Genomic DNA, 16,366 nt, shown 5'->3' on the forward strand with positions numbered 1-16,366 from the left:
ATCAGACCGTCCTAATTACTATTTGCTATTTCGCTTACTTCTCAAGCGATAGAACAACCAACCTAGTAATAAAACAATGGTAGTGAGGGCTGCAATTAGAAAGAAGCGAAGTCCAGGTCCACCCGTCATTGGCAATAAGCCAGACGTTTCCGTATTCATGATTGGTACGACTTCCATTTCGTCCAAGTTTTGGACAGCTTCATGTGGTTGTAGCAAAATGTAATCTGTATCAGCTAGCCTAAATCGTTCAGAAAGGTCACTACCTTCGTGATCAGTAATACTTATTTCTCTAATGTAATAATGATAAGCTTGACCATCTGGAGTAAATTTCTCCAAGCGGTTACTGATCCATTTCAACCCTTCACCTGTATCTCCTGGCGTTAAGAGAATCGTTTGGATTTTCTGCTTTTCCCCTTCTTCGACACTTCTAAATAACTCAAAGGTAATGTAGTTAATGCTCGAGTAATCTAAATCGCTGAATTCAAATTGTTTCTCAAATCCCACATAGACACGTTCAGGGGTACTTTCAGGTGTCGTGCTATTTTTCAGGATGATTTGCCAATTATGATTAGCATCTTTCACGATCTTATTGAGATTATCAACTTGATCGCCCTCTTCCCCACTACTTAAATCAAAATATGGTTGCAGGTTTTTTCCTGTTTTGGTATTGATGATGCTGGTTTCTTTTACGATATATCGATAATCCTCACCTAGATCGGCTAACTCTTCGACCAGCACTTTAAACTCATTCTCCTGATTCAAAGTGAAAGTCATGGGTGTGAATGAAGCATCCAAGCGCCACTCATCGCTTTGTTCATGCCGTTGTTCCCTTAATAAATTGACCGTAATTTCATAATCTTCTTTGATCTCCTCTGGTACTGCCGCATTAGGCGTGGTAAAATCCCAATTTTTTTCGATCATGAAAGGCTTTGGTCGGTTTTCAACAGTCAACTTGAACTGTCCATTGTCTAATTGGATCGTTGCTCGTTCTTGTGTCACTGGAATCCCTTGTTCATCGGTGAAAAAAATTTCCTCTTCTCTACTAGTCGTTCCTGATGCCTGTACCTTGAAATAAATGGGCTCTGGTAGTACAGCAAACGGACCTGCTGGTGGAGTAATCTCTGTCAGACGATAGATTCCGTTCGTCAATCCATAAGCCTCTTCTTCATGAACACCACCGATCTGAGTAGGATTATCTACCGTAAATGTCCCTAATACTCTTTCAGGAAATTGTTCTTGGAAAAAATCTTTAGATTTTTTCTCTAAACGGAATTCTGAACCTGTAAGGTCATTTCCTTCGTGATCGGCTTTATAGAATTCCACGATTCGGTGGATTCCTGAAGCATAACCTTCTCCCGTCGTGATGTCCGTAATGGATTCTTCCGTCACTTTTTGTTTTCCATTCAAGAAAACACCTGCACGATTATTGACAGAATCAGCGGTTGTTTGGGCAGTATATTCTACGATCAATGTTTTATCTGTCACTTCTGACTGACCGGTATTATCACCTACAACTAATTGGAAATGAGCAGTTTTTTGCGATAAATTGATCAAACCGTCCGCAGCTAACTGGTCAAAGGCGGTTTCTGCCTTCACACCTGGCTCACTTAAAGCTCTTCCTGTTTGCTGACTGATCCAATGAGCTTCACTTGTGTCATTTTCTGGATTTGCTTGCCATTCAAAGATTTGATAAGCACCTCGCCCATCTACGCCAATATACTCTGGCAAATATGGGACTAAGAGTTGTTGTGGTGCCAACAGTAGAAAATCTTGTTCATCGATTAAACGGCGTATTTTTTCAAATTGCTGAGTCTGGGGATTGTATTTTCCTTCAAAAACGTTGATTCGATATTTTCCAGTATCGGGATCTAGCAGAAGCGTCGTTTCTTCTTCATGATCCATGAGATCAAAGAGATACAAATTCTGGTATTTGGCGCCACCTGGATTCACGATCACGCGGTAGGTGATATGTTCGCCGTCGTCTGCTACTTCACCCGTCTTGATCACTAAACTTTTTGTCGGTATCGTGACTTGCGTTTCTACTTCTGTCTTGCGCCCACCAGGACTTGTCAGTGTCGCTATATTTTTATAAGAACCTGCTAGTAATGGATTATCAGCTAGTTCTTGAGTGGCAACATAATCGGCAATGAAGAAGATAACGATTGGTCGATGACTCTCTTTTAAGAGAATGATCCGCATCAATTGTGTTTGCGGATCATATTCTAGGCGATAATCCGTACCTTCCACTAGTCGTTCATTCCCTGCATAATCTCCTGCCGCTATTTTCCAGCGGTGTTGATTCGTATCAGGATCAATCGGACCAGCTAGGTTGGCGGTCCCCTGAAAGACGTGAACAGAGTCTGGCTTAAACTCCCAACCAGCAAGGGTCGAAAAATCATCTTCAATGACGGTTCCTGCTGGTAATGGACCACTGGAAGGATTGAATTCTAGACGAAACAGTGTTTGGTAGCGATCAACGATTCCAGTGTAGACCGGTTGTCGGCTCTCATTTGAAAAACTTTCATCTGTCCAATATTCAAACGTTCCGATATTTCCAGCATCAGCTTGTTCTGCATCTTCAGCGATTGCTTCTTCATACTTTTGCCCTGGCTGTAGGAATAACCCTTTTTTATGTCCATCGTTTATGAGGCTATAGTGCCAATTGCCAAATGTTCCATAACCAACTGAATCTTGAGAATACTGAACGTCTCCTTGTCGCCAAGTTGCTTTGGCGTAGTTGAAGAACGTAATATCTGGATGGATATACGTTCCACCTAGCCAAGGATAGATCCCTTGGACTACTGGATCGCTGGAATAGTAATTACTTCTATTGAACTGAGAAGGGTCTTCATCCCAGATTTTTAAATAACCTCTACTAGATAACTGATGCTCTTTCGTTGAAAAATGAATCTTAATGGTTTGATCCGTTGTTTCGTAATCTCCAATCAAGCGGATCGTAAACCCTGTTTGATAAGCACTATTCGCTTGATGTAAATAACTCCCATCCGGCAACATCAATCGTTCGCCTGGTTCAGAAAGATTATGCAAAACCAACTCAAAATCAACACCCTTTTCTAATGTGTTGCCTACGTCATCTGTGATGATTAATGTCGATTCTAGTAATGAGCGAGCATAATAGATCCATTTAAAAGGACGAACATTGTTCTCATAGTAGCCGTGATAGTTATTAGGATCGAACAATCGCACGAGATCCTCTTCAAAGATGATGGAAGAATCACGGATTTCTACTTGTTCAACTAATTTGTTTTCCTGATTGAACAAAATCTCCCAATGTTGGATCTGCTGAGTCTGGTCACCCCCAACTCCACGTTTTACGATCCCTGGCATGCTTGGGTTAGGAATGATTCCGCCAGCGCTACCTTCACCAAAACTTCCTTGGATCGCATGGTTGGAAAACTGGATCGTATCCGCTGAAACCTGTCCATCCGTCGTTTGTATCCTCGTTTGGTAGGTGATTCGGTAGGTGCCATTCGCATCCCCTGGTGGTGTGAGCGTCATCTCTGTGTTTTCTGCATTGAAACCGACTGTAAAGCCCTCCGCATTCGTTCCAGTGATCTGCAGTGAGTCTTGTTCAAAGGTATGGCTCGCAGCATTTGCTGGAATGACGGATAATCGATCGACGATAGGGTCTTTTTCACCATCGACGTAATAATACGTGTCGATTTGCCAAGTCACGAGTACATAGTCATACGCTTCGCGATTCCCCGTTGGTTGACCAGGCTCATCTGTCGCCTGATAAAAATCAATTTTGTCTGATCCATTTGGATTTTTAGCTATTCGTTTTGAAAAGTCTTGTTTTACGATATCAAATTCGACATCATTCGTTTCTGTCCGACCTAATTCATCACTTTCGACAATGAGTTGATTATGAACAGTTGGTTGGCTTAGATCTTTGACTCTGGTACGGATGATTAATCGATAAGCGGTTCGTTTAGGTGCTTCATTATTTCTGATCGTCCAAGTTATTTGGTTGTCTTGTTGCGCTTGACTATAATCACTTGCTAATAAAGGATGGAACTGTTCATCTTCAACTTCTTTCTTTTGGATACTAACTGACACAAATTCCTGGTTATCACCAAAGAAATCTGTGATTTTCACATTTGTCAACGCCCGATGTTCTTCGTTGATCAACGCTTCCCATTCAACAATTCCAGTATCCCGATTAAAACTAATCCCCTGTTTTTCAACGATCTCTTCCCCTTTAACAATGATTGGCACTTCAACTACACCATATTCTCCCAAATCTACGATCAATTCTTCGGTAATATTATCAAAACTCGTATCAATAGAAAACGAACCCTGAATCTCACTAAAATTATAAATACGGGTATTAAATTGGATTGCTATACTACGATCCTCATTTACATAAAACGTGCCAAAAGAAAATCGTCCAGTTTCATCCATCAATTCGCCCGATAGACCACCTGCTGGAATCAATAATGTGTCAGGAATATTTTCAATGATCGTATAGCGTTCATTAGCCATTAGATCGCCACTAGGATAAATATCGTCATCGACCAACCACCAATTGATTTGAAGGCGGACATTCGTATCGCTTGGAACGCCTGTTTCGGGCAAATCACTCGTATACGTGCCGTCTTTTTCAGGATCGATCATCAATTGGACGCCGTTATCATTGTTCCCATAAGCCTCACCTAATTGAAAGCCTGTTGGTTGTCCAGTTACATGGAAATGACCATTTGAGGAAGCATGGACTAGCGGCCCCATCAAAAAGAGCGGGTTGGACAAAGGAACCAAAATCGTCAAGAGCATCATCAATTGTAAGCACACCTGCCTTATTTTTACCTTCATACCCATTACCTGCCTTTTTATAGTTTTTAAGGAGCGCCTTATTTAACATGAAATATAACAGGTTTCTTGAAACAGCTTACTTCAACTTTTTCAGACAAGTCTGAAAAATAACGTTTCTTATCTCACAATAGCTAAAGTCAAAGAGATCTCTATATGCAAAAAAAGACTACTTAGAAAAGAGCCATTCCCTCTTCTAAGTAGTCTATTAGTTAGCTTATTTGTTCATTAAAAACAGATTATTCAAAGACAAACTGATTATGATAAAGTTCAGCATAGAAGCCATCTTCTGCCAACAACTGATGATGATTTCCTTCTTCGATTACTTTTCCATCACGTAAAACAACAATACGATCCGCATTTAAAATCGTTTTTAACCGGTGGGCAATCACAAAGCTAGTACGTCCTTTGATTGCTTCGTCCATGGCTTTTTGGATTTTAGCTTCTGTTACTGTGTCCACGTTACTTGTTGCTTCATCTAAAATCAACAATGAAGGATTCGTAATGATCGTTCTGGCAATACTGATCAATTGTTTCTGACCGGTACTGAACAAGTTGTTTTCTTCAGATACTTCTGTTTCATACCCTTTTTCTAGATTCATGATAAAGTCATGAATATTCGCCTGCTTAGCGGCATTGATCACTTCTTCATCTGTCGCATCAGGTTTCCCAAAGACAATATTGTCGCGAATAGTACCCGAGAATAGGACGGATTCTTGTAAAACGATTCCTACATGTTTTCGTAAAGCATCTAAATCATACTCACGGATGTCTGTCCCATCAATCGTTACTGCACCACTATTCACATCATAAAAACGATTCAATAGATTCATGATCGTTGTTTTACCTGAGCCAGTCGGTCCAACTAACGCGACCATTTCGCCTTTATTTACATCAATAGATACATCATTTAACACTAATTTATCAGGGTTATAACCAAAATCAACGTGTTCCAAAGATAAGCCTTTATCGATCCCATCAAAGGATTGACCATTCGCTGGTTTCACTTCATCTTTTTCAGCAAACATCTCATTCAGTCTACGTGCTCCTGTGATCGCTAATTGGATCATGCTATAACCAGATGAAATTTGCATCAATGGTTGATAATATTGTTGGGAATACTGAACGAACGTGACTACCAATCCTAAAGCAACCGAGCGTTCCAGATCCCCGTTCAGTGCTAACCATCCACCAAAGAAAATGACGATTGCGGTATTCACTAAAGACATCCCTTGCATCATTGGGAAAAGCAATCCTGAATAAGCTTGTCCTTTAAACGTTGCTTTACGAACAGTCTCATTGTGTTCTAAGAAACCATCAATTGTCTCTTCCTGTAATCCATTGGTGATGATGACACGTTGACCACTGATTTTTTCATCCATATAGCCGTTCAATTTCCCAACTTCGTCTTGTTGTAAATCAACGTATTTTCTTGCCTTTTGGATAATCAAAACAGCAATCAAAACTGCCACTGGTGTAGAAGCAATTGTTGCCCAAGCTAACTCAACATTTTGGCGGAACATCATAATCAATATCCCAAAAAGTAAAACGATATTGGTGATTACTTGGAGCAAAGCTTGGTTCAAACTATTTTGGATATTATCTAAATCACTCGTAAATCGACTAAGAATTTCCCCATCTTGATGAGAATCAAAGAAGCGGATCGTCAATTTTTCTAGTTTATTGAATAAACCAATACGCATCCGATTCGTCGATTTACCCACCACTTGCGTAAATAAGATACTGTAAATGAAGTTTGCGGCACTCGCTAAAACATAAAACATTAATAGTTTCCAAATAATGGAAACGAAGCGACTCTTATCATCGACTCCTTGCATCAAAGCCCCAACATAGTTGGCTAGTTCTTGAAAGGCTTCTCCGATATATTGTGGTGCCTTCACTTGAAGATAAGTGGCAATGATAACTGTAACAAAAATAAAGAAAAAGGAGACCTTATACCGTTTTAAATAGTGATAGAAAAACTTACTGGCTTTTATTAAATCAGTCATGGCTACTCCTCCGTTCCTTTTTGTGTTTCGAAAATTTCTTGGTACACCCGATTGGTTGCTACTAGTTCTTCGTGTGTTCCTTCACCCACTAATCTGCCTTCATCTAATACAAGAATCCGGTCTGCTTTGACAACAGAAGCGATTTTTTGAGCGATCACAATTGTAGTAGTGCCTTTTAATTCTTTTGCTAATGCTTCACGAACCAACTTTTCAGAACGCGCATCTAATGCACTGGTACTATCATCTAAGATCAAAATCTTAGGATCACCAATGACACCTCGGGTAATGGATAACCGCTGTTTCTGTCCACCTGAAAAGTTACTACTACGTTCTTCCACAGGAGCCTCATAGCGATCGGCTAATTTTTCGATAAATTCTTGTGCTTGAGCAATCGCAGAAGCATGTTCCATATCTTTTTCAGAAGCATCTTTTTTCCCTTGACGCAAGTTTTGCGCAATCGTTCCAGAGAAAAGGATCGCTTTTTGTAAAACAAAGGATACAGTGTGACGTAGGCTTTTTTCATTGACTTGTCTTAAATCTACGCCGCCTACTTCCACTTTTCCTTCTGTTGGGTCAAACAATCGTGGAATCAACTGAGCGAGTGTCGATTTACCAGCTCCTGTTGCACCAACAATCCCCACCATTTCACCTGGTTGGATCGAAAAACTGATGTCTTTCAATGTGTCTGCATCATCGCCAGGATAACGGAAAGAAACATGATCAAAAGTGACTGATCCAGTTAAATTCTGTTCTGGTACATCTTGGTATGTTAAATCTGGTTCTGTGTCTAAGATTTCTTTGATCCGTTTCAATGAAACTGCAGCTCTTGATGTCATCATCATCATCATTCCACCAATAATGATTGCCATCATGATCTGCATCAAATAGTTCATGAAAGAAGCCAAACCACCGATTAAGGTTGGATCATCTTTTGCTAAATCACTAACAAAAAAGATTGCGCCAACTACTGCTAAATTAGCAGCCAACATAAAGGATGGAATCATCACGGAAAACAAGGTTCCCACAATGATGTTGTGTTTCGTTAGATCTTCGCTGACTTTACTAAACTCTTTCAATTGATTGTCTTCTTGGACAAAAGATTTGACTACACGGATCCCCATAAGATTTTCTTTGGCAATACTATTGACTTTATCAATCAGTTTTTGGATGATCATAAAATGTTTACCCATTCTGGTAAATGATAAAGCTGTAATCAAGAAAACTGCTACGATCAATGCGACAATGATCCACCATAATTGCGGCATCGTCATCATTGCCAAAACAAAAGCCCCGATAAACAGAAATGGAATTCTAAAGAGCGATTGTAAAGAAATCATGACTAGGTTTTGAATTTGTGTAATATCATTTGTTAGTCGAACTACCAGATTTCCAGCAGAGAATTTTTCGATATTTCCAAATGAAAAAGTCTGGATTTTACGAAATGCTTCTTCCCGAATATCAGCACTAATCCCTTGTGCCACTTTCGCTGAAAAAATCGTATTTGAAACTCCAGCTGCCAGTCCTAATAAAGCTAAACTGATCAAGTATACACCGATCGTTTTCATCTTGTCGTTATCTTCTGTAATAATAGCTTCTAATACTTGTTGTAAAAGCTTCGGTTGCCATAATGCGGCACTTACCATAATCGCTACAGAAAACAATGAAATAAATACAGCAACTTTGTATTTTTTTGCATGTCTTAAAATTAAGCCCATTGGTTGTTACACCCCTTTTTATTAAAATTGACAGGCCTTATTTAACACTGTAAAATAAGGCCGACTAACAATTTACCATGTTTAAAAAAATATTGCAATACAAGAGGTTGATTAAATTTGGAACCAAAGCTTTCCCAAGAAATGATTATCAAATCTGCTTTTGCGATTCTGGCAGAAACGCAAGAACTATCAAAACTATCTATGCGAAACCTTGCTCAAAAAGTTCAAGTAAAAGCTCCTGCGCTTTACTGGTATTTCAAAAATAAGCAAGACTTGCTCCAAAAAATGGCTGAATTCATGGAAAATGAACTAATCATTCCCGAGCCTCGTTTACCTTGGCAAGAACGCCTTGTTCAATTCATGGAAAACTACTACGACCTTTACACCCACTTTCCTTGTGGTGCAGAGCTAGAAATCAATACCGTTCCTTCTTATGCGAGTCGTTTGGAACACTTAGAAATGATGATCCAGATTCTTATCCAAGCGGGCTTTTCGATTGACCGTAGTCGTCAAGCAGTGTTTGCTCTTCATCACTTGTTGATTGGTCAACTGATGGATCAACAGCATGAACAGAATCTTCGGCACAAAATCATGACCGGTAATCACTTACTCAAAGATGCTATTCTTTCTATGAGAAGTTATGTCGAAGAAAATGCACTAGTTGGACTAAAGGCTAGTATCACCGCTCACCATAACCAAGAAAATGAAAAACAACTCTTTCTTGATAGCGTGACGATCTATCTTCAAGGGTTGGCTGTACAAAAAGAATCGTAAACAAAAAAAGACATGAAGGCAAGTTCGCGAACTTGCCTTCATGATTTTTTGTTTACTGTTTGAGTTGACTACATGAATAGACCTTCCTATTCCACAAGTAATAGTCAGTTTAGCTACTAGTTTAGCCATCTCACGTATCCTAGATGAAGCGGTCTAATCATCTATTCCTTCATTTTTTAACCAAGGAAGGTCTGTTGTTAATTGAGCAGCAAAAGCTCGGTATTCTTCTCGTTCTTGTAAACGCTGTTTGCGACGTTTTTCGTATCCTGCGCACACTAGTTTTTCTTCTGCCGTGTCAGGTATGACTTTAGGTACTGTAAATTCCGTTTCTTCATTCATATGAGACGGAACAGCGACAAATGTTGTAAAACAAGTTGCGGCTAAGTAACGCTCCCCAGTCGTCAGATTTTCCCCAATAATTTTAACGAATACTTCCATCGATTTATGATGAGTACCACTTACATAAGATTCTACACACACAGAATGGTTTTCATGCAATGGTTTCAAAAAATTCAAGCTGTCTAAAGAAGCGGTAACTGCACCTCTACGACAATGTCTTGTCACAGAGATCGACGCAGCATCATCAATCATCGTCATCAATTTTCCACCAAATAAAAACCCAAAAGGATTAAGATCGAATGGAAAAATCCGATGTGTTTGAATGACTATCGATTCTTTACAATGCTTTATCTCTTCCAAAAAAACACCTCTTTCAAATTATTTCCTGATGATTCGTCCTATAAAAAAGCTAAGGCCAAGACAATGTCCTAGCCCTAGCGATCCTCCTAAAAATAGCCTCAAAAGCTAAGAGTAACCAAGGATTCTTTATCTAGTTCTCTTCAAATAACCATTCCAAAGCACGTTGAATCCACTGATCCCAAAATACCCAGTTATGTTCGCCAGGACCATGTTCGAAGGTTACGCCAATCCCATTTGCTTTCAATGAATCGGTCATTTCTTGATTTGCTTGATAAAGAAAATCTGATTCTCCACATGCCAAATAGATACGAGGCGCTGTTTTGTCACTCTTTACTAATTCTTCTAATAAATACTGAGGATCATTAACTGAACCTTTGATCTGATCTAACGGTCCAAATACGCCCTCCCAGAATTTTGCCTTTCGAATCATCAATAAATCATCCATCCGATTGCCTACTGAAATGGCTCCTGATAAAGAAATGATTGCAGCAAAATTTTCTGGTTTTGCTAGTCCAAGTTTCAAAGCACCATAGCCACCCATTGATAATCCAGCAGCATAAGTCTTTTCTCTTTTTGTCGTTAATTGTGGAAACAGTTCATGACAGATTTCGGGAAGCTCTTCTGAAATAAACGTCCAGTATTTCATATCATAGGCCGTGTCGGTATACCAACCTAGGTCAGTAGAAGGCATAATGACCGCTAATCCATGGTCTGCGACATATCTTTCAATCGACGTCCGACGCTCCCAGACACTATGATTTCCTCCCATTCCGTGCAGAAGGTATAACACAGGAACATCTGTTGTCGCTTGTTGTGAACTCGTACCGATCACTTTATTTGTTGTTTGTGGAAGGATTACATTCAGGTTTACTTCCATCTCTAAAACATTTGAATAAATATTTGCTTGAATAAATGCCACGTTGAAACATCCTCTCTAAGGTGTGAAAAATAGTGTTTTTGACCTGACCAATAATGACAAATTTTGATAAAACAACTATTCTAACACCGGTTATCGTTGTGAAATAATTGGTCAAACGACCTCACAAAGTAACATTTAGTACTACTTTCTTGTACTAATACTCTCTTATTCTATCACTTTTTTCACGAACGACAAATGTCAATGCAAAAGCGACCACTACTAGTAATAGCCCCACAAAATAGACTTGATGCAATCCTTCATATAAAATCTTCCGTAAAGGCGTGATCAACTCTGAAGCAATGTTTTTAGCTGTTTGTGGGTTGACTAGCTTATTCATGATATCTGCATCATTCGTCAAATTAGTCGCATTCAGCTCCCGTTGTGTTACTCCATTGATCAATAAGCCAAAGACTGCCACCATCACAGTTTGTCCAATCGTCCGCACCAATGTATTGAACGAGGTAGCTACCCCTAGTTGATCTCGAGACACACTATTTTGGGCACTAACAGTTGAGGTAGTCATGGTGATTCCTAGTCCTACACCAATGACCGTTGAAATAGCAAAGAACCATAAAAAATTACTTTCAAATGGCATTAACCAGAGCCAGGCACCGCCTAGAGAGGCAATCAATAGACCAATTCGCAATACCCAATTCGTTGCCATTTGAGTCATCCACTTACTTGCTAAGAAAGAACCGACCATCCAAACGAGAGAAAGCGGTGCTAAGACTAATCCCCCTACTGCAGCATTTAGCCCCAATACCCCTTGCATCCACATCGGGATATACACATCGATGCCCATTAAGAACCCACTGGCTAAAGCTGCTGCTAGATTCACGACCACAAATAGTGGATTAGCAAAAAGATGCAACATGATCACAGGGTCTTTTGCTCTTCTTTCGGCTGCAATAAATAAAAATAATAGAAGAAGACTTCCGATCAAAAGCCCGATCACTACTGGAGTAAATCCTTGATCCCCTAACAATTGAAATCCAAGAAGTAAAGCAACCAACATCGCCATCAAACTAAAACTACCGAATAGATCCATCGGTTTCGACTCATGTTCTCTCTGTGGTTCGTTCAAATAAAGCCAGATCAAAACCATCAATAAAAGCCCGATCGGTACATTAATAAAAAAGATCCAATGCCAACTGATCGTTTCTACAATAAAACCTCCAGCTAATGGTCCAAAAACACTAGCAATTCCCCAAGCCGAACTGTTCAAACCTAAAACTTTTGCTCTTTTTTCAATCGTATATAAATCGCCAATGATCGTTAACGCCACTGGCATCATTGCTCCAGCGCCCATTCCTTGAACAGCACGAGCAGCAATCAACCCCATCATGGTTTGAGAAAGTCCACAAAATAAAGAACCAATAATAAATAATAGCGTTCCAAAGATAAAAATAGGTTTTCTCCCCACTTTATCTGCAAGTTTGCCATAGATCGGTGTCAGCATCGCATTCGTTAGTAAATAAATCGAAAATACCCAATTCATGATCTCCATACCGTGAAGAGAGCCGACGATCGTAGGCATCGCAGTGGTCACGATCGTTCCTTCAATTGCTGTCATGAAAGTTGCAATAAACACACTGATCGTTACTAATTTGACGTTTGTTTCTCTTTTCATCTTATTCCTCCTTTTTTTATTGTTGCCAAATAAATTTTAGCCAAAAAAAATAGGCTTTATCATTTATCAAAAACACGAATCAAAAACGACCATGGATTTCTCTTCAGTCGTTTGGATAAAAAAACTGGAATGATCCCATAAAGAGAACCATTCCAGCCATCAAAAAGCTATTTTGCTAAGCTTGCTTTAATTGCATCAACTTTATCTGTTTTTTCCCATGGCAATTCGATATCCGTACGACCGAAATGACCATAAGCTGCTGTTTGACGATAAATTGGACGACGTAAATCAAGCATTTCAATAATACCTGCAGGTCGTAGATCAAAGTTTTCTCTCACAGCGGCAATCAAGTCTTCTTCTGGAACAGTTGACGTACCAAAAGTATTGATTGAAATAGATACAGGTTGTGCAACACCGATCGCATAGGCTAACTGAACTTCAGCTTTTCTTGCCAAACCAGCTGCTACAATGTTTTTCGCAATGTAACGAGCGGCATAACTTGCTGAACGGTCAACCTTAGTAGCATCTTTCCCAGAAAATGCTCCACCACCATGACGAGCATAGCCGCCATATGTGTCAACGATGATTTTTCTTCCCGTCAACCCAGCATCTCCTTGAGGTCCCCCAATAACAAAGCGACCAGTAGGATTGATGTAGTATTTTGTGTTGTCATCAAGTAATTCAGCTGGAATAACTTCTTTTATTACTTTTTCAATGACGTCATGACGAATTGTTTCATTGTCCACTGCATCATCATGTTGTGTTGAAATAACGATGGTATCCACTCGTTCTGGCTGACCATTGTCATCATATTCAACTGTTACTTGTGATTTTGCATCTGGACGTAGATAAGTTAATTCATTGGATTTACGTAAATCAGCTAAACGACGAACTAGACGATGGCTTAATGCAATTGGTAAAGGCATTAATTCCGGTGTTTCATCGACTGCAAAACCAAACATCAATCCTTGGTCTCCAGCACCGATCTCATCCAATACATCTCTCTTCGCTTCGTCACGAATCTCAAGTGCTTCATCAACACCTTGAGCGATATCTGGTGATTGTTCATCAATTGCAGCTAATACAGCTACTGTATCTCCATCAAAGCCAAATTTTGCTCGTGTGTAGCCAATCTCTTTGATCGTTTGACGTACCACTTTTTGAATATCCACGTAGGCAGTGGTTGAGATTTCTCCAAATACCAATACAAGACCAGTGGTAACAGATGTTTCACAAGCCACGCGTGCATTTGGATCCTTTGCTAAAATTGCATCCAAGATCGCATCACTGATTTGATCAGCAACTTTATCTGGATGTCCTTCAGAAACAGATTCTGAGGTAAATAAATGTCTTTCTCCCATAGTGATTCCCCCTAGTTAAATTCGGTTACAAGGCATCTCCGTCGATGACGGATCCTCTCGGGAACTTGCAACGAACCAAGTATAGCAGATATTTGAAATTTACGCTTGTTTTTTTAACGTAATTACTTAAAAATTTGAATAGTTCACTGATAATGCTGTTTATTTCCTTTATCCCAGGTAATCATTTCGCTTCACTATGCTACATGTTTAAAGAATAGCAAATAAAAAAGGTTCAAAGTTTAGGAGCATAAGTATACAACAAATCCTTTGCAGCAGAATCAAATTTTTTTCATTCTATTTCTGATCACCTATAGAATCAAATAAAAAGACCTAAAACAATCATCGCCTACGATAACTATCTTAAGTCTTTTGAAACCATTCTTACAAATAAAAAAAGATACTTTAGAAAGTATCTTTAATGACCCGTACGGGATTCGAACCCGTGTTACCGCCGTGAAAGGGCGGTGTCTTAACCGCTTGACCAACGGGCCAGGTGAAACTAATGGGCCTAAATGGACTCGAACCATCGACCTCACGCTTATCAGGCGTGCGCTCTAACCAGCTGAGCTATAGGCCCATAAAAAAAACTAAAAGCGGGTGACGAGAATCGAACTCGCGACAACAGCTTGGAAGGCTGTGGTTTTACCACTAAACTACACCCGCATTATGGCGCGGGACAGAATCGAACTGCCGACACATGGAGCTTCAATCCATTGCTCTACCAACTGAGCTACCGAGCCAAACGGTCTGGACGGGACTCGAACCCGCGACCTCCTGCGTGACAGGCAGGCATTCTAACCAGCTGAACTACCAGACCATATTTAGTTTCTTATTTGGTGACTTTGAAAAATCAAAGTCAATTGCGGGAGCAGGATTTGAACCTACGACCTTCGGGTTATGAGCCCGACGAGCTACCAGACTGCTCCATCCCGCGATAATATAATTTGCGAATCAACTACTTTGTAGTAACTCTCAAAGAAAGGAGGATAAGGGATTCGAACCCTTGCACGGTTTTACCCGCCTGACGGTTTTCAAGACCGTTCCCTTCAGCCGGACTTGGGTAATCCTCCAATATAAAACTATAATCATGACCCGTACGGGATTCGAACCCGTGTTACCGCCGTGAAAGGGCGGTGTCTTAACCGCTTGACCAACGGGCCAGGTAAAATATTGAAACGGAGAAGGAGGGATTTGAACCCTCGCGCCGGTTTCCCGACCTACACCCTTAGCAGGGGCGCCTCTTCAGCCACTTGAGTACTTCCCCAAAACCAATAAAGTTTTGTACTAATGGGCCTAAATGGACTCGAACCATCGACCTCACGCTTATCAGGCGTGCGCTCTAACCAGCTGAGCTATAGGCCCATAAAAAAACTAAAAGCGGGTGACGAGAATCGAACTCGCGACAACAGCTTGGAAGGCTGTGGTTTTACCACTAAACTACACCCGCATGGCGGTCTGGACGGGACTCGAACCCGCGACCTCCTGCGTGACAGGCAGGCATTCTAACCAGCTGAACTACCAGACCATATTTAGTTTCTTATTTGGTGACTTTGAAAAATCAAAGTCAATTGCGGGAGCAGGATTTGAACCTACGACCTTCGGGTTATGAGCCCGACGAGCTACCAGACTGCTCCATCCCGCGATAATATAATTGCAAATCAACTACTTTATAGTAACTCACAAAGAAAGGAGGATAAGGGATTCGAACCCTTGCACGGTTTTACCCGCCTGACGGTTTTCAAGACCGTTCCCTTCAGCCGGACTTGGGTAATCCTCCAATATGGAACTTACAACGTCACTATGGACCTTGTAGGACTCGAACCTACGACCGGACGGTTATGAGCCGTCTGCTCTAACCAACTGAGCTAAAGGTCCAGGCTCTTTAAAAATCGCGGCGGAGGGGATCGAACCCCCGACCTCCCGGGTATGAACCGGACGCTCTAGCCAGCTGAGCTACACCGCGAAAAAAGATATTCATTATTCAAATGAAATGGAGCCTAGCGGGATCGAACCGCTGACCTCCTGCGTGCAAAGCAGGCGCTCTCCCAGCTGAGCTAAGGCCCCGTGTGAAAATTATTATCTATCGGGAAGACAGGATTCGAACCTGCGACCCCTTGGTCCCAAACCAAGTGCTCTACCAAGCTGAGCTACTTCCCGTTGATATAAACGCGCCCAAGAGGAGTCGAACCCCTAACCTTTTGATCCGTAGTCAAACACTCTATCCAGTTGAGCTATGGGCGCATATTTGTAATGCCGAGGACCGGAATCGAACCGGTACGGTGATCACTCACCGCAGGATTTTAAGTCCTGTGCGTCTGCCAGTTCCGCCACCCCGGCGTTGTTACTTTGGCAAAGCGGAAAACGGGGTTCGAACCCGCGACCCCCACCTTGGCAAGGTGGTGCTCTACCACTGAGCTATTTCCGCGTGT

Annotated in this window: 8 protein-coding genes, 21 tRNA genes and 1 riboswitch; of the genes, 1 reads left to right on the forward strand and 28 read right to left on the reverse strand. The window is 40.9% G+C overall.

Annotated features, from left to right (window positions below; all coding sequences use genetic code 11):
• Positions 1-18: 18 nt before the first annotated feature.
• The 3 genes from IGJ23_RS12220 to IGJ23_RS12230 form a co-directional block, all read right to left on the reverse strand.
• Positions 19-4,839 carry a prealbumin-like fold domain-containing protein gene (locus IGJ23_RS12220; protein WP_438775038.1) on the reverse strand — a complete coding sequence of 1,607 codons (4,821 nt, stop codon included), beginning with the start codon at positions 4,837-4,839 and terminating at the stop codon, positions 19-21.
• Positions 4,840-5,069: 230 nt separating this feature from the next.
• Positions 5,070-6,839, reverse strand: a complete 1,770-nt coding sequence (locus IGJ23_RS12225; RefSeq protein WP_081128884.1) for an ABC transporter ATP-binding protein — start codon at positions 6,837-6,839, stop codon at positions 5,070-5,072.
• Positions 6,840-6,841: 2 nt separating this feature from the next.
• On the reverse strand, positions 6,842-8,554 hold the full coding sequence (locus IGJ23_RS12230; protein WP_034700517.1) for an ABC transporter ATP-binding protein: 1,713 nt from the start codon (positions 8,552-8,554) through the stop codon (positions 6,842-6,844).
• Positions 8,555-8,671: 117 nt separating this feature from the next.
• Here IGJ23_RS12230 and IGJ23_RS12235 point away from each other — a divergent pair, with 117 nt between their 5' ends.
• Positions 8,672-9,328 (forward strand): TetR family transcriptional regulator, encoded by a 657-nt coding sequence (locus IGJ23_RS12235; protein ID WP_438775039.1) that lies wholly within the window; start codon positions 8,672-8,674, stop codon positions 9,326-9,328.
• Positions 9,329-9,481: 153 nt separating this feature from the next.
• Here the strand turns inward: IGJ23_RS12235 and IGJ23_RS12240 are convergent, their stop codons facing one another.
• The 25 genes from IGJ23_RS12240 to IGJ23_RS12360 all read right to left on the reverse strand — a co-directional run bounded on the left by IGJ23_RS12240 (position 9,482) and on the right by IGJ23_RS12360 (position 16,362).
• Positions 9,482-10,027 (reverse strand): acyl-CoA thioesterase, encoded by a 546-nt coding sequence (locus IGJ23_RS12240; RefSeq protein ID WP_438775040.1) that lies wholly within the window; start codon positions 10,025-10,027, stop codon positions 9,482-9,484.
• Positions 10,028-10,157: 130 nt separating this feature from the next.
• On the reverse strand, positions 10,158-10,946 hold the full coding sequence (locus tag IGJ23_RS12245; protein WP_010721041.1) for an alpha/beta hydrolase: 789 nt from the start codon (positions 10,944-10,946) through the stop codon (positions 10,158-10,160).
• 154 nt (positions 10,947-11,100) lie between these two features.
• Positions 11,101-12,576, reverse strand: a complete 1,476-nt coding sequence (locus IGJ23_RS12250; RefSeq protein ID WP_438775041.1) for an MDR family MFS transporter — start codon at positions 12,574-12,576, stop codon at positions 11,101-11,103.
• 167 nt (positions 12,577-12,743) lie between these two features.
• Positions 12,744-13,937, reverse strand: coding sequence for a methionine adenosyltransferase (gene metK / locus IGJ23_RS12255; protein WP_034868017.1), 1,194 nt, complete (start codon positions 13,935-13,937; stop codon positions 12,744-12,746).
• Positions 13,935-14,013: riboswitch (SMK box riboswitch) on the reverse strand. Its footprint overlaps the gene before it by 3 nt.
• A gap of 343 nt (positions 14,014-14,356) precedes the next feature.
• Positions 14,357-14,428: transfer RNA gene (locus IGJ23_RS12260), tRNA-Glu, on the reverse strand.
• Between the two features lie 12 nt (positions 14,429-14,440).
• Positions 14,441-14,514: transfer RNA gene (locus IGJ23_RS12265), tRNA-Ile, on the reverse strand.
• A gap of 15 nt (positions 14,515-14,529) precedes the next feature.
• A tRNA-Gly gene (locus tag IGJ23_RS12270) sits at positions 14,530-14,600 on the reverse strand.
• 4 nt (positions 14,601-14,604) lie between these two features.
• Positions 14,605-14,677, reverse strand: a tRNA-Phe gene (locus IGJ23_RS12275).
• A gap of 3 nt (positions 14,678-14,680) precedes the next feature.
• Positions 14,681-14,754 (reverse strand) — tRNA-Asp (locus IGJ23_RS12280).
• A 43-nt stretch (positions 14,755-14,797) separates the two neighbouring features.
• Positions 14,798-14,871 (reverse strand) — tRNA-Met (locus IGJ23_RS12285).
• Between the two features lie 46 nt (positions 14,872-14,917).
• Positions 14,918-15,007: transfer RNA gene (locus IGJ23_RS12290), tRNA-Ser, on the reverse strand.
• Between the two features lie 18 nt (positions 15,008-15,025).
• A tRNA-Glu gene (locus IGJ23_RS12295) sits at positions 15,026-15,097 on the reverse strand.
• A 16-nt stretch (positions 15,098-15,113) separates the two neighbouring features.
• Positions 15,114-15,201 (reverse strand) — tRNA-Ser (locus IGJ23_RS12300).
• Between the two features lie 24 nt (positions 15,202-15,225).
• Positions 15,226-15,299, reverse strand: a tRNA-Ile gene (locus IGJ23_RS12305).
• Positions 15,300-15,313: 14 nt separating this feature from the next.
• Positions 15,314-15,384, reverse strand: a tRNA-Gly gene (locus tag IGJ23_RS12310).
• Between the two features lies 1 nt (position 15,385).
• Positions 15,386-15,462, reverse strand: a tRNA-Asp gene (locus IGJ23_RS12315).
• Positions 15,463-15,505: 43 nt separating this feature from the next.
• A tRNA-Met gene (locus IGJ23_RS12320) sits at positions 15,506-15,579 on the reverse strand.
• Positions 15,580-15,624: 45 nt separating this feature from the next.
• A tRNA-Ser gene (locus IGJ23_RS12325) sits at positions 15,625-15,714 on the reverse strand.
• A 24-nt stretch (positions 15,715-15,738) separates the two neighbouring features.
• Positions 15,739-15,812, reverse strand: a tRNA-Ile gene (locus tag IGJ23_RS12330).
• Between the two features lie 14 nt (positions 15,813-15,826).
• Positions 15,827-15,900 (reverse strand) — tRNA-Met (locus tag IGJ23_RS12335).
• A 28-nt stretch (positions 15,901-15,928) separates the two neighbouring features.
• A tRNA-Ala gene (locus IGJ23_RS12340) sits at positions 15,929-16,001 on the reverse strand.
• Positions 16,002-16,020: 19 nt separating this feature from the next.
• Positions 16,021-16,094: transfer RNA gene (locus IGJ23_RS12345), tRNA-Pro, on the reverse strand.
• 10 nt (positions 16,095-16,104) lie between these two features.
• Positions 16,105-16,178: transfer RNA gene (locus IGJ23_RS12350), tRNA-Arg, on the reverse strand.
• 10 nt (positions 16,179-16,188) lie between these two features.
• Positions 16,189-16,274: transfer RNA gene (locus IGJ23_RS12355), tRNA-Leu, on the reverse strand.
• 16 nt (positions 16,275-16,290) lie between these two features.
• Positions 16,291-16,362 (reverse strand) — tRNA-Gly (locus IGJ23_RS12360).
• Positions 16,363-16,366: the final 4 nt, after the last annotated feature.

Source organism: Enterococcus sp. DIV1682a (assembly GCF_051711005.1).
GTDB lineage: Bacteria > Bacillota > Bacilli > Lactobacillales > Enterococcaceae > Enterococcus_B > Enterococcus_B hirae.

What these genes read in the sequence shown, in the direction of transcription:
- IGJ23_RS12220 (WP_438775038.1), bottom strand. Translation starts at nt 4,839, where the DNA reads ATGGGTATGAAGGTAAAAATAAGGCAGGTGTGCTTACAATTGATGATG.
- metK (WP_034868017.1), bottom strand. Translation starts at nt 13,937, where the DNA reads ATGGGAGAAAGACATTTATTTACCTCAGAATCTGTTTCTGAAGGACAT.
- IGJ23_RS12225 (WP_081128884.1), bottom strand. Translation starts at nt 6,839, where the DNA reads ATGACTGATTTAATAAAAGCCAGTAAGTTTTTCTATCACTATTTAAAA.
- IGJ23_RS12230 (WP_034700517.1), bottom strand. Translation starts at nt 8,554, where the DNA reads ATGGGCTTAATTTTAAGACATGCAAAAAAATACAAAGTTGCTGTATTT.
- IGJ23_RS12250 (WP_438775041.1), bottom strand. Translation starts at nt 12,576, where the DNA reads ATGAAAAGAGAAACAAACGTCAAATTAGTAACGATCAGTGTGTTTATT.